The 16766-nt window shown below is 67.3% G+C and carries 16 protein-coding genes; 12 read left to right on the forward strand and 4 right to left on the reverse strand.

Annotation, left to right across the window (positions count from 1 at the left end; all coding sequences use genetic code 11):
• Nucleotides 1–15: 15 nt before the first annotated feature.
• Nucleotides 16–693, reverse strand: a complete 678-nt coding sequence (locus J2X92_RS11140) for a haloacid dehalogenase type II (RefSeq protein ID WP_307575681.1) — start codon at nucleotides 691–693, stop codon at nucleotides 16–18.
• Nucleotides 694–796: 103 nt separating this feature from the next.
• Nucleotides 797–1537 carry an IclR family transcriptional regulator gene (locus tag J2X92_RS11145; protein ID WP_307575682.1) on the reverse strand — a complete coding sequence of 247 codons (741 nt, stop codon included), beginning with the start codon at nucleotides 1535–1537 and terminating at the stop codon, nucleotides 797–799.
• Nucleotides 1538–1654: 117 nt separating this feature from the next.
• On the opposite strand from J2X92_RS11145, the gene J2X92_RS11150 reads away from it, so the two are divergent.
• The 5 genes from J2X92_RS11150 to J2X92_RS11170 all read left to right on the forward strand — a co-directional run bounded on the left by J2X92_RS11150 (nucleotide 1655) and on the right by J2X92_RS11170 (nucleotide 7303).
• Nucleotides 1655–2593, forward strand: a complete 939-nt coding sequence (locus J2X92_RS11150; RefSeq protein WP_307575684.1) for a hydroxymethylglutaryl-CoA lyase — start codon at nucleotides 1655–1657, stop codon at nucleotides 2591–2593.
• A complete protein-coding gene (locus J2X92_RS11155) occupies nucleotides 2586–3776 on the forward strand; it encodes a CaiB/BaiF CoA transferase family protein (protein ID WP_307575686.1) in 1191 nt (396 codons plus the stop codon). Before J2X92_RS11150 ends, J2X92_RS11155 begins: the two co-directional genes overlap by 8 nt.
• Before the next feature lie 25 nt (nucleotides 3777–3801).
• A complete protein-coding gene (locus tag J2X92_RS11160; protein WP_307575687.1) occupies nucleotides 3802–4728 on the forward strand; it encodes a LysR family transcriptional regulator in 927 nt (308 codons plus the stop codon).
• A gap of 73 nt (nucleotides 4729–4801) precedes the next feature.
• A complete protein-coding gene (locus tag J2X92_RS11165; protein WP_307575688.1) occupies nucleotides 4802–5254 on the forward strand; it encodes a DUF2214 family protein in 453 nt (150 codons plus the stop codon).
• Between the two features lie 6 nt (nucleotides 5255–5260).
• Nucleotides 5261–7303: a fused MFS/spermidine synthase gene (locus tag J2X92_RS11170; protein ID WP_307575689.1), complete on the forward strand. Its 2043-nt coding sequence runs from the start codon at nucleotides 5261–5263 to the stop codon at nucleotides 7301–7303.
• Between the two features lie 57 nt (nucleotides 7304–7360).
• On the opposite strand, the gene J2X92_RS11175 is transcribed toward J2X92_RS11170, so the two are convergent.
• Entirely contained in the window at nucleotides 7361–7801 is a 441-nt protein-coding gene (locus tag J2X92_RS11175; protein WP_307575691.1) for a PsiF family protein, read from the reverse strand.
• A gap of 131 nt (nucleotides 7802–7932) precedes the next feature.
• Between J2X92_RS11175 and argS the strand changes: the two genes are divergently transcribed.
• The 7 genes from argS (at nucleotide 7933) to J2X92_RS11210 (ending at nucleotide 16095) form a co-directional block, all read left to right on the forward strand.
• Entirely contained in the window at nucleotides 7933–9618 is a 1686-nt protein-coding gene (gene argS / locus J2X92_RS11180; protein WP_307575692.1) for an arginine--tRNA ligase, read from the forward strand.
• Nucleotides 9619–9625: 7 nt separating this feature from the next.
• On the forward strand, nucleotides 9626–10366 hold the full coding sequence (locus J2X92_RS11185; protein WP_307575693.1) for an SPOR domain-containing protein: 741 nt from the start codon (nucleotides 9626–9628) through the stop codon (nucleotides 10364–10366).
• Nucleotides 10367–10540: 174 nt separating this feature from the next.
• Nucleotides 10541–11188, forward strand: a complete 648-nt coding sequence (locus tag J2X92_RS11190) for a thiol:disulfide interchange protein DsbA/DsbL (RefSeq protein ID WP_307575695.1) — start codon at nucleotides 10541–10543, stop codon at nucleotides 11186–11188.
• Nucleotides 11189–11341: 153 nt separating this feature from the next.
• Nucleotides 11342–12079 carry a lipopolysaccharide transport periplasmic protein LptA gene (gene lptA / locus J2X92_RS11195; RefSeq protein WP_307575696.1) on the forward strand — a complete coding sequence of 246 codons (738 nt, stop codon included), beginning with the start codon at nucleotides 11342–11344 and terminating at the stop codon, nucleotides 12077–12079.
• The gene (lptB, locus tag J2X92_RS11200; protein ID WP_307575698.1) at nucleotides 12076–12870 is read left to right on the forward strand and encodes an LPS export ABC transporter ATP-binding protein; all 795 of its coding nucleotides are present in this window, start codon (nucleotides 12076–12078) and stop codon (nucleotides 12868–12870) included. Before lptA ends, lptB begins: the two co-directional genes overlap by 4 nt.
• 17 nt (nucleotides 12871–12887) lie before the next feature.
• Nucleotides 12888–14480 (forward strand): RNA polymerase factor sigma-54, encoded by a 1593-nt coding sequence (gene rpoN / locus J2X92_RS11205; protein ID WP_307575699.1) that lies wholly within the window; start codon nucleotides 12888–12890, stop codon nucleotides 14478–14480.
• 13 nt (nucleotides 14481–14493) lie between these two features.
• A complete protein-coding gene (locus tag J2X92_RS11210; RefSeq protein ID WP_307575776.1) occupies nucleotides 14494–16095 on the forward strand; it encodes a phospholipase D family protein in 1602 nt (533 codons plus the stop codon).
• Nucleotides 16096–16113: 18 nt separating this feature from the next.
• On the opposite strand, the gene J2X92_RS11215 is transcribed toward J2X92_RS11210, so the two are convergent.
• Entirely contained in the window at nucleotides 16114–16749 is a 636-nt protein-coding gene (locus J2X92_RS11215) for a YceI family protein (protein ID WP_307575701.1), read from the reverse strand.
• Nucleotides 16750–16766: the final 17 nt, after the last annotated feature.

A 16766-nucleotide genomic window follows, 5' to 3' on the forward strand; every position in this document is an offset into this window, starting at 1 on the left:
GGAAGGCGGTGTCTGTCAGAAGAACCCGAGCACGTCGCGCAGGCTGCTGCCGATGCGTTCGGGCTCAGTGCCGAGTTCTTCGAAAGGAAGCTGGTAGCGGTTGACCCAGAGCGTGCGAAACCCGTACCAGGTGGCGCCGAGCGCGTCCCAGCCGTTGCAGCTCACGAAGGCGATCTGCGCGGGCGCGAGGCCGGTGGCCGTGACGCCGAGCCGGTAGGCCTCGGGGTGCGTCTTGTACTTGCGGATGCCGTCCACGCTCAGCACGTGGTCGAGCAGGCCGTCGAGGCCGGCGCTGCGAACGGCCGCGGCGAGCATGCCAGGGTCGCCGTTCGAGAGGATTCCGGTGACGACCCCGCGGCTCTTGAGCGCCTGGAGCACGTCGCGGCATTCGGGAAAAGCCGTGAGCGTGCGGTACTGGTCCATCAGCTGCTGCTCGGCGGTCTCCGTCAGGGCGAGGCCGAGCCTCTTGCAGGTGTAGCGCAATGCGGCGCGCGTGAGTTCGCCAAAGGGCTGGTAGTGCGCGCCGTCGTCGCTGGTGGTCACCAGGCGGGTGTATTCGATCTGCTTGTCGCGCCAGCCTGTGGCCAGCGCCTGGCCCTGGCCGGCGAACAGCCGCTCGGCCGTCTGCCCGACGCTGTACACGTCGAACAAGGTGCCGTATGCGTCGAAGAGAACTGCCCCGGGATGGTCCATGCGCTGACTTTATTCGATACTTTGTCGGCGAGTAAGAGCCGAAACCGGGATTTATCAGTGACAAAAATGAATGTAATCGAGGAAGCCTTCATGCATCCCGATGTCAGATCAGTGCGCTGAGTTCGCGCGCCGCGGCGCACACCGGTTCGATGTGGCGTTCGTCGTAGCGGTGCGTGGGCATGGTCAGCGTAAGCGCCGCGGCCAGGCGTCCGTCGGCATGGAACACCGGTGCAGAAATGCCCGCCAGCTCGGCCGTGCGGTCGCCCACCAGCGCGCAGTAGCCCTGCGCGCGGATGGTGTCGTAGAGCTTCCGCTCGCTCGCACTGCGCGGCCGCCCGGCCTCGGAGCCGAATGCGATCAGCACGCGCGCCCCCGCGCCCCGGTCGTTGGGCAGCAGGTCGCCCGCGCGCACGTGGTCGCGCACCACGTGTGACGAGTCGACGCGGAACTGGCACAGCCGCACCCAGCTCGCACCCTGTTCCTGCCGCACGTGGTACGCCGCGCTCTCTCCCGTGGCGGCGGCCAGCGCGCGCAGCACTGGCAGCACGATGCGGTCGAGCGAGAGCGACGCCGCATACAGGCCGTGCAGCCGCGCGATCTCCGCGCCCAACGCATAGCGCCCGTCGTCCTGCCGGCGGATCAGCCGCGAATGCTCGAGCGAAGCCAAAAGGCGCAGCACCGTGCTCTTGTAGAGCTGCGTGCGCTCGGCAAACTGCGCGAGCGACAACGCCTCGTCGCCAGGCTGGAAGGCCGAGAGCAGGCTCAGCGCGCGGTCGACCGCGGCCGCGCCCCCGGGGGCGGCATGACGGTCGGCAACGGATTCGGTCTGGGCTTTGCGGGGCACGGCGCCAACTTGACAGTGAAAGTCGATCGGAGGTCTAATTCTGTTTTACGGAATCTAGTTCTGTAAGATAGAACTGTCAAGCGATCAAATGCCCAATCGCGCCAAGGAACACATCCGATGACTTCTCCCGATGTCCTCATCAGCGAGGTTGGTCCGCGCGACGGCCTGCAGTCGGTCAAGGCCACCATGCCCACGGCGCACAAGCTGCGCTGGATCGATGCGCTCCATGCCGCCGGCGTGCGTGAAATCGAGGTCGCCTCGTTCGTGCCCGCGAAGCTGCTGCCGCAGATGGCTGACGCGGCCGAGGTGGTTCGCCACGCCATCACGCTGCCGGGCCTCACCGTGATGGCGCTGGTTCCCAACCGCAAAGGCGCCGAGGCCGCGCTCGAAGCCGGCGTGCACAAGCTCACCATGCCGGTCTCGGCCAGCGTCGCGCACTCGCTCGCCAACGTGCGCAAGACGCCGACCGAAATGGTGGAGGAGGTGCGCGCCATCTCGGAGCTTCGTCGCGCCATGGCGCCGCATGTGAAGCTCGAGGCCGGCATCTCCACCGCCTTCGGCTGCACGCTGCAGGGGCTGGTGCCGGAAGACGACGTGATTCGCCTCGCGGCGCAGTGCGCCGAAGCCGGCGCCGAGGAGGTCGGCCTGTCGGACACCGTGGGCTATGCCAATCCCGCGCAGGTGCGCCGGCTCTTCAAGCGGCTGCGCGCCGAGCTCGGCCGGCATGCCGGCGCCGCCCACATGCACAACACGCGCGGCCTTGGCATTGCCAACTGCCTTGCCGCCTGGGACGAGGGCGTGCGCACTTTCGACGCATCCCTGGGCGGCCTCGGCGGCTGCCCCTACGCACCGGGCGCTTCGGGCAATGCGGTGACCGAAGACCTCGTCTTCATGTTCGAGGCCATGGGCGTTCGCACCGGCATCGACATCACAAAGCTCATTGCGGCGCGCGCGCCGCTCATGGCGGGCCTCCCCGGCGAACCGGTCTACGGCATGACGCCCGAAGCCGGCCTGCCCAAGGGCTTTGTCCAACAGGAAACCATTGCACATGGCTGAAACCAATCCACTTCCCTACGCCGGCATCCGTGTCGTCGAGTTCACGCACATGGTCATGGGACCGACCTGCGGCCTGCTGCTTGCGGATCTCGGCGCCGAGGTGATCAAGGTCGAGCCGATCGAGGGCGACAGCACGCGCCGCCTGCTCGGTTCGGGCTCGGGTTTCTTCCCCACCTTCAACCGCAACAAGAAGAGCATCGCGCTCGACCTCAAGACACCCGAGGGCGTGGAGGCCGCGCTGCGGCTTGTCGCCACGGCCGACATCGTGAGCGAGAACTTCAAGCCCGGGACCATGAAGAAGCTGGGGCTCGACTACGAGGCGCTGCGCGAGCGCCATCCGCGCCTCATCTACGTGAGCCACAAGGGCTTCCTGCCCGGGCCTTACGACCATCGCACCGCCCTCGACGAGGTCGTGCAGATGATGGGCGGCCTCGCCTACATGACGGGCCGCTCCGGCGACCCGCTGCGCGCGGGCACCAGCGTGAACGACATCATGGGCGGCATGTTCGGCGCCATCGGGGCAATGGCCGCGCTGCGCCAGCGCGAGCTCACCGGCAAGGGTTGCGAAGTGCAGTCCGCGCTGTTCGAGAACAACGTGTTCCTGGTAGCGCAGCACATGATGCAGTTCGCGGCCACGGGCCGTGCGGCCGACCCGATGCCCAGCCGCATCTCGGCCTGGGCGGTGTACGACGTGTTCACCGTGAAGGACGGCGAGCAGGTCTTCCTCGCCGTAGTGAGCGACAAGCAGTGGGCGATCTTCTGCAAGGCTTTCGGCCTCCACGAGATGCTGGCCGACACGCGTCTGCAAAGCAACAACGACCGCGTACTGGCGCGCGACTGGATGATGCCGATCCTGCGCTCGCACCTGGCGGGCCACAGCGCGGCCGAGCTCAGCGCCGTGTTCGAGCAGAACGAGCTGCCCTTCGCGCCCATTACCAAGCCGCAGGAGCTGTTCGACGATCCGCACCTCAACGCCACGGGCGGGCTCGCGCCCATGCGCATGAACGACGGCCACATGGCCAAGGTGCCGCTGATGCCGTTCACGATTGGCGGCGAGCGCCCGGGCATCCGCCTGCAGCCGCCGCGCATTGGCGAGCACACCGGCGAGTTGCTGCGCGAGGTGGGCTACACCGACAAGGAGATCGCAGCCTTCGAGGCGCGCCGGGCCGGCATGGCTTCCTGAACGCGGGCGATATAGTTCGGGCGCCATGGACCGCCTGAAGCAACTCGAATCCTTCGTCTCGGTGGCGACCCGCGGCGGTCTCACGGCCGCGGCCAAGGCCGAGGGCGTCGCGCCCGCAATCATGGGGAGGCGGCTCGATGCTCTCGAGGCCCGGCTGGGCGTGAAGCTGCTGGTGCGCACCACGCGGCGCATCACCCTCACGCACGAAGGCAGTGCCTTTCTCGAAGACTGCCAGCGCCTGCTGACCGAATTCGCCAATGCCGAGGCCAGCGTGAGCGCGGGAGGCGTCAAGGCCAGCGGCCACCTGCGCGTGACGGCGCCAGCCGGGTTTGGCCGCCGCCACGTCGCGCCGCTGGTGCCGCGCTTCCATGCGCTGCATCCGGAGGTCACGATCTCGCTCAACCTCAGCGACCGCGTGGTCGACGTGCGCGGAGAAAGCTTCGACTGCGCGGTGCGCGTGGGCGACATGCCCGACTCTTCCCTGGTCAGCGTGCGGCTGGCCGACAACCGGCGCCGCTGCGTCGCAACGCCGGAGTTCGTGCGCCGCTTCGGCATGCCGCGGCATCCGAGCGAGCTCTCGCGCTTCGCCTGTCTCACGCTCTCGAGCGATGCGTCGCAAACGCGCGGCTGGGCATTTCGCTTGCCGACCGAAGACGGCGGCGAGGAGCTGATCTACCTGCGGCCCGAAGGCCCGCTGGATTGTTCCGATGGCCAGGTGCTGCACGACTGGTGCCTGGCGGGCCACGGCATCGCGTGGCGCAGCACCTGGGAGGTGGAGGCCGAGATCGACGCCGGGCTCCTGGTGCCGCTGCTCGACGACTTTGCCGCGCCCCCCAACGGCATTTATGCGGTGTTCACCGGCACCAAGCACCTGCCGCTGCGGGTGCGGCTGTGGCTCGATTTCCTCAAGGCGCACTACGGACGGCCCGAATTCTGGGGCGGACGGGGGTAAAGCGCGCGAGGGGCGGCACAATGTGCAAGCATTTGCAACCCCACTGAAGAGAACAGAAGAGAGAAAGCCGACGATGACCCTCGAAGCCATCCTTGCCTACCTGCACTTGCTCGCCATCCTCACCATGGTCGTGTTCATCTCCAGCGAAGCGGCGCTGTGCCGCGTGCAGTGGCTCAATGCCGCCGTGGTGGAACGGCTGGCCAGGGTCGACATGGTCTACGGCATTGCGGCAGTTATGGTGCTGGCCACCGGCATCGCCCGCACCGTGTGGGGCGTGAAGGGCACGGCCTGGTACTGGACCAATCCGCTGCTGCACGTGAAGCTCGGGCTGTTCATCGTCGTCGGTGTGCTCTCGATCTTTCCCACGCTGACCTACTTCCGCTGGCGCAAGGCGCTGCGCGCCAACGGCACACTGCCGGCCGAGGACGACATCCGGAAGACACGCAAGCTGGTGATGGTGCAGGCGCACCTGATCGCGCTGATTCCGCTCGTGGCCGTATTCCTTGCACGAGGCTTCGGCAAGTAGGCCCCCATGCAACGCGCCGGCATCCAACTCCTGTTTGCCGGCACCATCTTCAGCAGCGCGTTCCTGCTGTTCCTGGTGCAGCCGCTGATCGCCAAGCAGATCCTGCCGTGGTTCGGCGGCTCGGCCGCCGTGTGGTCGATCTGCATGGTGTTCTTCCAGGCCGTGCTGCTCGCGGGCTATGCGTATTCCGACTGGGTCACGCGCCACCTGCGGGTGCGGACGCAGGCCGCGCTGCACGTGGCGCTGCTGCTTGCGAGCCTGGCGTTTCTTCCGCTCGTGGTGCGCGCGGGTTGGAAGCCCAGCGGTGCCGAAGACCCGACCTGGCTGATCCTGGGCCTGCTGTTCGCGACCATCGGCCTCCCGTACTTCCTGCTGTCGACCACCGGGCCTCTGGTGCAGTCGTGGGTGGCGCGCACGCCGTGGGGCGCGCAGGTGTACCGGTACTTCTCGCTGTCGAACCTCGCGTCGCTGCTGTCGCTGCTTTGCTATCCGGTGCTCATCGAGCCGCGCAGCTCGCTCTGGCAGCAGGCGCGCGGATGGTCATGGGGCTATGGCTTGTTCGTGGTGCTTTGCGCCGGCACGACCTTGCTGGTGGCGCGCCGCTGGCCTGAGGCCACACCGTTGCCGGCAGCGCCGGGGGAGGCCGCTTGTGCCGATAAAGACAAGCCGCCGTCCTGGACTGACGGCCTGCTCTGGCTCGTGCTGCCGGCGCTGGCCTCGTGGCTGCTGTTGGCGGTGACCAACCACATCACCCAGAACGTGGCCGCGGTTCCGTTTCTCTGGATACTGCCGCTCTCGCTGTACCTGTTCACCTTCGTGCTGTGCTTCGAGAGCGACCGCTGGTACCGGCGCAGCGTGTTCCTGCCGCTCTCGGCGGCCGTGCTGGTGCTGTGCGCTTTCGGCTTGCAGCACCACGTCGGCTCCGACCTGCGCACGGGGCTGCCGATCTATGTCGGCGGCCTCTTCGTGCTGTGCATGTTCCTGCATGGAGAGACGGCAAGGCTGCGGCCGGGGCCGCGCCATCTCACGCGCTTCTATCTGATGCTGTCGCTGGGCGGTGCCACGGGCGGCGCCCTGGTGGGGCTGGTAGCGCCGCACGTGCTGCCGGCGTACTACGAACTGGGGATCGGCCTGATGCTGACGGCGCTGGCAGCGGCGGCCGTTTTGCGCCAACGGATCTGGCTGCGGGTGTCCGGCGTGGCCCTGGCGACTTGCTGCGCCTTCTTCCTGATCGTGCAGATAGACGGCGACCGGTCGGACGCGCGCCACCTGCTGCGCAATTTCTACGGCGCACTGATCACCTTCGACGTGCGCCGCACTGACCCCGCCAACAATGTGCGCCTGCTGTCCCATGGGTCCATCAAGCACGGCGAGCAGTTCCTGGATCCATTGCGCCGGCGCGAGCCCACGACTTACTACGGGGCGACGTCCGGCATCGGCCGCGCCATGGCCGTGGCGCCGGCCGCACCGCGCCACGTCGGGCTGATCGGCCTTGGTGCCGGCACGCTGGCGAGCTACGGCCGCAGCGGCGACGTCTATCGGATCTACGAGATCAATCCGCAGGTGTTCGAGCTGGCGGACAGCGAATTCACCTTCCTGCGCGACAGCCCCGCGCGCATCGAGCGCGTGCTCGGCGACGCGCGGCTGGCGCTGGAGCGCGAGCCGCCGCAGGGGTTCGACCTGCTCGCGGTGGACGCCTTCTCGGGCGACGCGGTGCCGGTCCACCTGCTCACGGCGGAAGCCATGGACGTCTACCTGCGGCACATGAAACCGAATGGCATCGTGGCCTTTCACGTGACCAACAAATATCTCGAACTGGCTCCCGTGGTGGCGCGCATCGCGGAACTGAAAGGCTTGCACGCGGTGCTCGTCAGCGACGACGCGGAAGCCTCGAAGTGGCTCAACCCGACCGACTGGGTGCTGGTCGCGCGCGACCCGGGCGTGCTGGCCAGCGAACCCCTTCGCGCGGCGGCATCGCCCATCGGAACGCATGAAGACGCCCGCCCCTGGAGCGACGACTTCAACAACCTGCTGGGCGTGCTCAAGTAGCGCCCATAAAAAAGCCCCGCCGGCGCAAAGCGCGTGCGGGGCTCATTCCGGAAACGATCAGGCGCTCAGGCATTCCTTCATGAAGGCCTTGCGGGCATCGCCCTTCAGGGTCTTGGCCTTCTGATCGGCATTGCAGGTCTTCATTTTTTGCTGCTGGGTCTGCTTGGCGGTCATGGTGGGCTTGGCGCTCAGGCAGCTCTTCATGAAGGCCTTGCGCTCGTCGCCCTTCTTGTCGCCGGCCTCCTGATTGCAGGTCGTCATCTTGCTTTGTTGGGCGGTCGGGGCCTTGGCCGCCGGCGTGGCGGGGGTGGCTGGCGTTGCTGGAGTGGCGGGCGTTGCCGGTGCCTTGGCGGCCGGCATGGCCGGGACGGCTGCCGTTGCCGGGGTGGCGGGCTTGGCAGCCGGGGCGACCGCAGGCGCGGGGGCCTTGTCTTGTGCCTGTGCGACGCCGAACGAAAGGCAGGCGCCCAGGGCGACCAGGGAAAGGAGCTTCTTCATGGTGATATGTCCTTGCAGGGTTGGGTTGTGACAGGTGCCCCGCCCCGGGGCTGCTCACACTAACGGCCCATACCGGCCGCCGGATGACCATCGCCGCGGCCGCACGGGTTTGCCCCCGGTAAAATCCGCAGATGCTATTGGTCAAACAGGAGCTGCTCGCGGCGCTCGCGAACACGCTCGAATCCCTCTCGCCCGGCGCTGGCTCCAAAGCCGCGTTCGAGTCGCCCAAGGTGGCTGCCCATGGCGACTTCGCCAGCACGGCCGCCATGCAACTCGCCAAGCCGCTCGGGCGCAAGCCCCGCGAACTGGCCGAGGAGCTCAGCGCCGCGCTGCTCGCTACTCCCGTTTTCGGCCAGTGGGTCGAAACCATCGAGATTGCCGGCCCCGGCTTTCTCAACATTCGCCTCAAGACCTCCGCCAAGCAGCAGATCGTGCGCGAGGTACTGAACGCGGCCGATACCTTCGGCCAGCAGCCTGCCACCGGTGAAAAGGTGCTGGTCGAGTTCGTCTCCGCCAACCCGACCGGCCCGCTGCACGTCGGCCATGGCCGCCAGGCCGCGCTCGGCGACGCCATCTGCAACCTGCGCGCTTCCCAGGGCGACACCGTTTGGCGCGAGTTCTATTACAACGACGCCGGGGTGCAGATCCAGACGCTGGCCAACAGCACGCAGTTGCGCGCGCGCGGCTTCAAGCCCGGCGACCCCGAATGGCCGAGCGGCGAAAAGGCCCCGGCCTATAACGGCGACTACATCGCCGACATCGCCGAAGACTTCAAAGCCAAGAAAACCGTCAAGTCGGACGACCGCGAATACACCGCCAGCGGCGACATCGACGACCTGGATTCGATCCGTGAGTTTGCCGTGGCCTACCTGCGCCGCGAACAAGATCTGGATCTACAGGCCTTTCGCGTCCGTTTCGACAACTATTACCTCGAGTCGAGCCTCTACACCAGCGGCCGCGTCGAGGCCGCGGTGCAAAAGCTCGTGGCCGCCGGCAAGACCTACGAGCAGGACGGCGCGCTGTGGCTCAAGTCGACCGACTACGGCGACGACAAGGACCGCGTGATGAAGAAGCAGGACGGTACGTACACGTACTTCGTGCCCGACGTCGCCTATCACATCGCCAAGTGGGAGCGCGGCTTCCACAAGGTGGTCAACATCCAGGGCACCGACCACCACGGCACCATCGCACGCGTGCGCGCAGGGCTCCAGGCCGCGGGCGTCGGCATTCCCGCGGGCTACCCCGACTACGTGCTGCACACCATGGTGCGCGTGATGAAGGGCGGCGAAGAGGTCAAGATCAGCAAGCGGGCGGGCAGCTACGTCACCCTGCGCGACCTGATCGAATGGACCAGCACCGACGCCGTGCGCTTCTTCCTCCTGAGCCGCAAGCCCGACACCGAATACACCTTCGATGTCGACCTGGCCGTGACCAAGAACAACGACAACCCGGTGTACTACGTGCAGTACGCCCACGCGCGCATCTGCTCGGTGCTGGCCGGCTGGGGCGGCGATGCCGCCACGCTGAAGAACGTCGACCTCTCGCCACTCGAAAGCCCGGCCGCGCAGGCGCTGATGCTGCTGCTCGCCAAGTACCCCGCCATGCTCACGGCGGCTGCCAAGGATTTCGCGCCGCACGACGTCACCTTCTACCTGCGCGAACTGGCCGCCAGCTACCACAGCTACTACGACGCTGAGCGCATCCTGGTCGACGAAGAGCCGGTGAAGCTGGCGCGGCTCGCGCTCGTCGCGGCCACCGCGCAGGTGCTGCACAATGGGCTCGCGATTCTCGGCGTCAGTGCGCCGAGCAAGATGTGAAATCACCATGAAGAAGACAACCAGACAACGCGGCAACATCGTCATCGGGCTCATCGTCGGCCTGGTGCTGGGGTTGGGGGTCGCGCTGGGCATCGCGGTCTATGTGACCAAGGTGCCGATTCCGTTCGTGACAAAGACGCAACGCGGGGGTGCCGAGCAGGACGAAGCCGAGGCTCGCAAGAACCGCGACTGGGATCCCAACGCGCCCCTGGCCGGCAAGGCCGGCGCACCCAAGCCGGCCCCGGCCCCGAGCGCGACCGGCCCGGTCGGGCCGGCCGGCGGCGACACCGCGGCCGCGGCACCCGCCACCGCGCCGCCGCCTGCACCTCCGGTGCCGGTGGTGGTGGCTCCGCCCAAACCTCCGCGTCCAGCGCCGGTGCCGGCCGAGGCCAATCCGTTGCCGCAGTCGAACGATCCGCTGGGCGATCTCGCCCGCGCGCGCGCCGGCGGCAGCACCACCACCGCTTCCGCCGCGCCAAGCAGCAACAACAGCGCCGCAGCGGGAGCCGACCCGTTCATGTATTTCGTTCAGGCCGGCGCCTTCCGCACCACCGAAGACGCCGAGGCCCAGCGCGCCAAGCTGTCCTTGATGGGGGTCGAGGCCCGAGTCACCGAGCGCGAGCAGGCCGGCCGCACCGTCTACCGGGTGCGCGCAGGTCCGTTCAACAAGAAGGACGATGCCGACCGCCTCAAGGAGCGGCTGGACAGCGGCGGCCTCGAATCGGCGCTCGTGCGCGTCCAGCGCTGACATCGTCAAACCCGCCGGCCGCGGCATCCGCGAGCGGCGGTCGCGAATATTCTTTAAGCTTCGCCGGGCGGCACGGGCCGCCGCCAACCAGGATGGGCGCGGGCCAGCCGCATGCGGGAACTCCGCGCGGCGCGCCGGCTCAGTACTGCCGTACCCAACAGGAGAACTCTTTCAATGAAACGTCGTGACTTTTCGCTGGCCGCCACCTCGCTCGGGCTGCTTTCCCTGGCTGGCAATACCGCGCACGCCCAGGCGCGCGTGCCCAAGGCCGGCACCGAGTACCTGGTGCTCGACAAGCGCGTGCAGGTCGATGCGCCGGCCGGCAAGGTCGAAGTGATCGAGTTCTTCTCGTACAACTGCCCGCACTGCAATGATTTCGAGCCGCAGCTCGAAGCCTGGCTCAAGACCGCGCCCAAGGAAGTGGCCTTCCGCCGCGTACCCGTGCCTTTCGTGGGCAACGACGTCGAAGCCAAGCAGCGTCTGTATTACGCGCTCGAGGCGCTCGGCAAGGTCGACGAATTCCAGCCTAAGGTGTTCGACGCGATCCACAAGCAGCGCCAGAACGTGAACGGCGACGCCAACATCGTTGCCTGGGCTTCGGCCAATGGCCTGGACGGCGCCAAGTTCAAGGAAGTGTTCACCTCGTTTGGCGTGGCCAGCAAGGCAAAGCGCGCCTCGCAGATGACCGAGGCCTACAAGGTGGCTGGCGTTCCCGCCCTGGCGATTGCCGGGCGCTGGTATGTGGACGGCGAAACGGCCGGCAACATGACCAAGGCGCTCCAGGTCGCCAACTTCCTGATCGGCGAAGCCAAGAAGGGCTGACCCCCTTCGCGGGGGGGACACACCGGCCGGCAGCGCCGGTTTTCGCGGTGTTTCCGAATGGATGTCAAGCCCGCTTTGGCGGGCTTTTTCATCCGTGCGGGGCAGGGCTGGCGCCATCTGCCGCATACAATGCAGAGCAAGTTTCGTGCCTCTATGACATTGCACTCCTACTCCCACACCATTCCTCTTCTCGGTCGCATCGGCCGCCTGTCCCGCCTGTCCCGCTTGGCCGTTGGCGCGCTGTTGCTGGCCGGTCTGGCCACGGGCGCCCTGGCCGAAACCGCCGACCGCACCAAGCCGATGAACATCGAGTCCGATGCCATGCGGTATGACGACCTCAAGCAGACCAGCGTGTTCACGGGGAACGTGCTGGTCACGAAGGGCACGATCATCATCCGCGGTGCGCGCATCGACGTGCGCCAGGACGCCGAGGGCTACCAGTACGGCGTGGTCACGGCGGCGCCGGGCAAGCGCGCCTATTACAAGCAGAAGCGCAACGCGCCCGACGAGTGGATCGAGGGCGAATCCGAAGTCATCGAGTACGACAGCCGCGCCGACAACGTCAAGTTCATCCGCAATGCCGTGATGCGCCGCCTGCTGGGCGCCACGCCAAACGACGAAAGCAGCGGCGCGCTCATCGTCTACGACCAGAGCAACGACACCTACACGGTCAACGGTTCCACCGTTCCGCCGAACACCGCGGTGAATGCCCCCGCGGGCGGCGGACGGGTGAAGACCATCCTGACGCCCAAGAGCGCTACGGCGCCCGCGCCAGGCGCCTCGGCTCCAGCCGGCGGACGGGCCGCGCCAGCGGCGCCCCAGCCGGCGCCCGGTGCCGGCCTGCGCTCGAGCACCACGCTCGGCGGCAGCGAAGGGGAAGGGCGCAAGTGATAGAAACCGCTGGAAGCCACAACGCCGATGGCACGCCGGGCAGCCGCCTGGTGGTGCGCGGCCTTCAAAAAAGCTACGGCAGCCGCAAGGTCGTCAAGGATGTCTCGCTCGACGTTCAAAAGGGCGAAGTCGTGGGGCTTCTGGGCCCCAACGGCGCCGGCAAGACCACCTCGTTCTACATGATCGTGGGCCTGGTGCGGGCCGACGCCGGCGAGATCACCATCGATGGCGAACCCATTGCGCACATGCCGATCCACCGGCGCGCCCGCATGGGCCTGAGCTACCTGCCGCAGGAAGCTTCCATCTTCCGCAAGCTCACGGTCGAGGAAAACGTGCGTGCCGTGCTCGAGCTCCAGCGCGAGCCCGATGGCAACGGCAAGCTCGCGCCCCTGTCGAAGCAGCGCACCGAAGAGCGGCTCTCGGGGCTGCTGGCCGACCTGCGCGTGGACCATCTGCGCGATTCCCCCGCACTCGCGCTCTCGGGCGGCGAGCGGCGCCGGGTCGAAATTGCCCGCGCGCTGGCCACGCAGCCGCGCTTCATCCTTCTGGACGAGCCCTTTGCCGGCATCGACCCCATCGCGGTGATCGAGATCCAGCGAATCATCAGCTTCCTGAAGGAGCGCGGCATCGGCGTGCTCATCACCGACCACAACGTGCGTGAAACGCTGGGCATCTGCGATCACGCGTTCATCATCAGCGACGGGCATGTGCTGGCACAAGGCACGCCCTCGGAGATCGTCGACAACGCCGAAGTACGCAGGGTGTACCTCGGCGAGCACTTCCGGATGTAAGGGAGGAGTCGGTCTCCATGAAGCAAGGGCTGTCCCTTCGCGTCTCGCAGCATCTGGCGCTCACGCCCCAGCTGCAGCAGTCGATCCGGCTGCTGCAGCTCTCCACGCTCGAACTGAGCCAGGAGGTCGAGCAGATGCTCGACGAGAACCCCTTCCTCGAACGCACCGCGGAAGAAGCGGCGCGCGAGGAATTCGGACTCGATGCCATCGACACCCCGGTGCCTCGCGATGATTCGGGCGAGGCCGGCGAGAGCGACTTCGCCTCGGCCCCGACCAGCAGCACGGCCACCACCTCCAGCGAAACCACGGTCGCGGCCGAAACCGACGTTCCGGCCGCCGACGCCACCGAGCGCGAGCCCGACTGGGAAGGCGACGGCACCGTCGACATGGCGCCGGACGACAGCGAGTGGGGCAGCGATGCCCCCGCGCGCCAGAACAACCTGGGCGACGACGAGCGCGCCGACGCCACCGAGCTCGCGCGCAGCCAGGAGTCGCTGCAGTCCTTCCTGCACCGGCAGGCGCTCAGTCTGCGGCTCAACGAGAACGACTGCGCCGCGCTGCGCTTCCTGATCGAATCGCTCAACGACGACGGCTATCTCGAAGATTCACTGCCGGCGCTGGCCTCGGGCCTCGCGGGCGACGACAACGACCAGTTCGACGAGCTGGTGCATCACTTCCAGGTGGCGCTCGGCCTGCTGCAGAGCCTGGAGCCGGCCGGTGTCGGCGCGCGCGACCTGGGCGAATGCCTCGGCATCCAGCTGCGCGCACTCGCCAGCGAAAACGAGACCGAAGAACACGCCCTGGTCCGCAAGACCGCCATCGCCATCTGCAAGCAGCCGATGGAGCTGCTGGCACGGCGCGACTTCAAGCGCCTGGCAACGCTCACCCGCACCAACGAAGAGTTGGTGCGCTCCGCGCTGCAGATCATCTCGCGCCTGGAGCCCAAGCCGGGCCGCCGCTTCGTCGACGTCGAGCGCAACATCGTGGTCCCCGACGTGATCGTCACCAAGATCGGCCGCGGCACCAACGTCAAGTTCCGCGTCATGCTCAACCCCGAGGTGATGCCGCGGCTGCGCGTGCACGACATCTACGCCGGCGCGCTCAAGTCGCACAAGGGTGAAGGCAGCCAGGCTCTGTCGCAGCGGCTGCAGGAGGCGCGCTGGTTCATCAAGAACATCCAGCAGCGCTTCGACACCATCCTGCGCGTCTCCAACGCCATCGTCGAGCGGCAGAAGAGCTACTTCGTGCACGGCGAGCTCGCGATGCGGCCGCTGGTGCTGCGCGAGATCGCCGACGAGCTCGGCCTGCACGAATCGACCATCTCGCGCGTGACCACCGCCAAGTACATGGCCACGCCCTTCGGCACGGTCGAGCTCAAGTACTTCTTCGGCTCGGCGCTCGGCACCGAGACCGGCGGCAATGCCTCGAGCACCGCGGTGCGCGCGCTGATCAAGCAGTTCGTGAGCTCGGAGAGCATCAAGAAGCCGCTGTCCGACAGCCAGATTTCCGAGATGCTGAAAGAGCAGGGCATCGAGTGCGCGCGCCGCACCGTGGCCAAGTACCGCGAGGCGCTGCGCATCGCGCCCGCCAACCTCCGCAAGGCGCTGTAGAAAGCCGTCGATGATGGCCCGTTGCCTGCTGTCGCGCTGTGGGCACTGGGTTTTCGTCATGGCGGCAGCGCTGCTGTTCTCCGGCTGCGCCACCCTGCCCGACGAAGCGCCGCGCCCACCCACCAGGGCCATGGCCGTGTCGGCCGACACGGCGCTCGGCAAGATCGCGCTGGCCGCGCAACCCGACCCTGATCTCAGCGGCTTTCGCCTGATGCCGGGCGGCGACTTCGCCTTCGACACGCGCATCCAGCTCGCGCGGCGCGCCCAGCGCACGCTCGACCTGCAGTACTACCAGATCGAGAACGACGAGACCGGCCGCTACCTGCTGCGCACCCTGCGCGACGCGGCCGCGCGCGGGGTGCGTGTGCGGCTCTTGATGGACGACCTCTACACCTCGGGCGAGGACGAACTGCTGCTCGGCCTGGCCGCTACGCCGAACGTCGAGCTGCGCCTCTTCAACCCGTTTCCGGCCGGGCGCGGCAGCATTCTCAAGCGCTTCACGGCATCGCTGTTCGACTTCAGCCGCGTCAACCGGCGCATGCACAACAAGCTCTTCATTGCCGATGGGGCGATGGCGGTGGCGGGCGGCCGCAACATCGGCAACCAGTATTTCAGGCGGACGGCGGGCGAGAATTTTCTCGACCTGGACACCTTCGTGACCGGCGCGCTGGTGCCGCGCCTCGGCACCCTGTTCGACCGGTACTGGAACAGCACCTACGTGCGGCCCGTCCAGTCCGTGGTGGTCACAGGGCTATCGCGCGAAGAACTGCAGCAGCGCTTCGAAGCCGCCACCGGCCCCGACACCACGCCCCCGCCGCCGCAGCCCGCGCCCAACGACCTGCTCGGCTACAGCCCGATGGCTGAAGACCTTGCCACCGGCAAGCTCGGCCTGATCTGGGCCCTGGCCGAGGCCTATGCCGATTCGCCCGACCGCGTGATCGGCAAGACGGCCTCCTATGGCGGCGTGCCGCTGCTCGACGTCGACAGCGTGCGCTACAACGTGGTCGAGCAAATGCGCCGCGCGCGCTCCGAGGTGACCATCGTCTCGCCCTATTTGATACCGGGCGAGGCCGGCTTGGAGGTGATGCGCGAGATCCGCCGGCGCAACGTGAAGATCAGCGTGGTCACCAATTCGCTTGCGGCCACCGACGAGCCGCTGGTCCACACGGCCTACCGCCGCTACCGCCCCGACATGCTGAAGCTGGGCGCCGACCTGTACGAGCTCAGCACCACGCGCACCCGGCGCAGCGTGCGGCTGGGGCTCTTCGGCACTTCGATCGGCCGGCTGCATGCCAAGTCGGCGGTGATCGACCGGCAGGTGCTTTTCGTCGGCTCGATGAATTTCGATCCGCGCTCCGAAACGCACAACACCGAGATCGGCCTTTTCATCCGCAGCCCCGAGATGGCGCAGCAGGCGCTCAAGCTCATCGACGTGCTGAAACAGCAGGGCGCCTACCGACTGCGCTTTGCCGAAGATGGCAACAAGTCGCGCATCGAGTGGATCAGCGAAGACGCCGGCAAGACCACCGTGCTCAACGAGGAGCCCGACTCCGATTTCTGGGGCCGCGCCATGCTCGAGCTGCTGGCGCCGCTGACGCCCGAGAGCTTGCTGTAGGCCCGCCGTTCGTGTTCGCTATTGCTGCACGTTGACCGCTTCGACCTGCACCAGCAGCTTCACCTTGTTCTCGAAGCCGAAGTTCAGCCCCCAGGTAATGCCCCAGTCGCTGCGCTGCACCGTGGTTTCGAAGTCGCCGCCGCAGACCTGGCGGTTGATCAGCGGGTTCAGGTAGCAGTTGAAGCGCACGGCCTTGAGCGTGACCGGCTTGGTCTGGCCCATCAGCGTGAGCGTGCCCGGCACGTCGACCACCTTGTCGCCGTTGAATTCGATGCGGTCCGCCACGAAGCGGCCGGTCGGAAACTCGGCCACGTTGAAGAAGTCCTTGCTTTGCACGTGGCGGTTGAGCAGATCGACGCCGGTGTTGATGGAGCTGATGTCCATCGTGATGTCGACCTTGCCGCTGCTGCCGGTGCCGTCGATCTGCACCGAGCCGTCCTTGGTGCTGAAGCGGCCGCGGTTGGTGGTGGTGCCGTAGTGCCCCATCTCGTACATCACGAAGGTGTGGGTCGGGTCGATCACGTAGCTGGCATTCTTTGCCGGGCCCCCGGCGGGCTTGGCCGCGACGGGCGGTGCCGTGTACTCCTGCGCCCTGGCAGGGGTGGCAAGGGCCGCCGCGGCAGACAGCGCGGCGGCGAGAAAAAGCTTCTTCATGGCTATGGGCGGGCGTG

Source organism: Variovorax paradoxus (genome assembly GCF_030811855.1).
GTDB classification, from domain to species: Bacteria; Pseudomonadota; Gammaproteobacteria; order Burkholderiales; family Burkholderiaceae_C; genus Variovorax; species Variovorax paradoxus_L.

Bases quoted from the DNA above. Each gene is read 5' to 3' on its own strand.
- J2X92_RS11140 (WP_307575681.1), bottom strand. From the start codon at position 693: ATGGACCATCCCGGGGCAGTTCTCTTCGACGCATACGGCACCTTGTTC.
- J2X92_RS11190 (WP_307575695.1), top strand. From the start codon at position 10,541: ATGAAACGTCGTGACTTTTCGCTGGCCGCCACCTCGCTCGGGCTGCTT.
- J2X92_RS11215 (WP_307575701.1), bottom strand. From the start codon at position 16,749: ATGAAGAAGCTTTTTCTCGCCGCCGCGCTGTCTGCCGCGGCGGCCCTT.
- J2X92_RS11155 (WP_307575686.1), top strand. From the start codon at position 2,586: ATGGCTGAAACCAATCCACTTCCCTACGCCGGCATCCGTGTCGTCGAG.
- lptA (WP_307575696.1), top strand. From the start codon at position 11,342: ATGACATTGCACTCCTACTCCCACACCATTCCTCTTCTCGGTCGCATC.
- J2X92_RS11185 (WP_307575693.1), top strand. From the start codon at position 9,626: ATGAAGAAGACAACCAGACAACGCGGCAACATCGTCATCGGGCTCATC.
- J2X92_RS11165 (WP_307575688.1), top strand. From the start codon at position 4,802: ATGACCCTCGAAGCCATCCTTGCCTACCTGCACTTGCTCGCCATCCTC.
- J2X92_RS11175 (WP_307575691.1), bottom strand. From the start codon at position 7,801: ATGAAGAAGCTCCTTTCCCTGGTCGCCCTGGGCGCCTGCCTTTCGTTC.
- J2X92_RS11150 (WP_307575684.1), top strand. From the start codon at position 1,655: ATGACTTCTCCCGATGTCCTCATCAGCGAGGTTGGTCCGCGCGACGGC.
- J2X92_RS11210 (WP_307575776.1), top strand. From the start codon at position 14,494: ATGGCCCGTTGCCTGCTGTCGCGCTGTGGGCACTGGGTTTTCGTCATG.
- rpoN (WP_307575699.1), top strand. From the start codon at position 12,888: ATGAAGCAAGGGCTGTCCCTTCGCGTCTCGCAGCATCTGGCGCTCACG.
- argS (WP_307575692.1), top strand. From the start codon at position 7,933: ATGCTATTGGTCAAACAGGAGCTGCTCGCGGCGCTCGCGAACACGCTC.
- J2X92_RS11170 (WP_307575689.1), top strand. From the start codon at position 5,261: ATGCAACGCGCCGGCATCCAACTCCTGTTTGCCGGCACCATCTTCAGC.
- J2X92_RS11160 (WP_307575687.1), top strand. From the start codon at position 3,802: ATGGACCGCCTGAAGCAACTCGAATCCTTCGTCTCGGTGGCGACCCGC.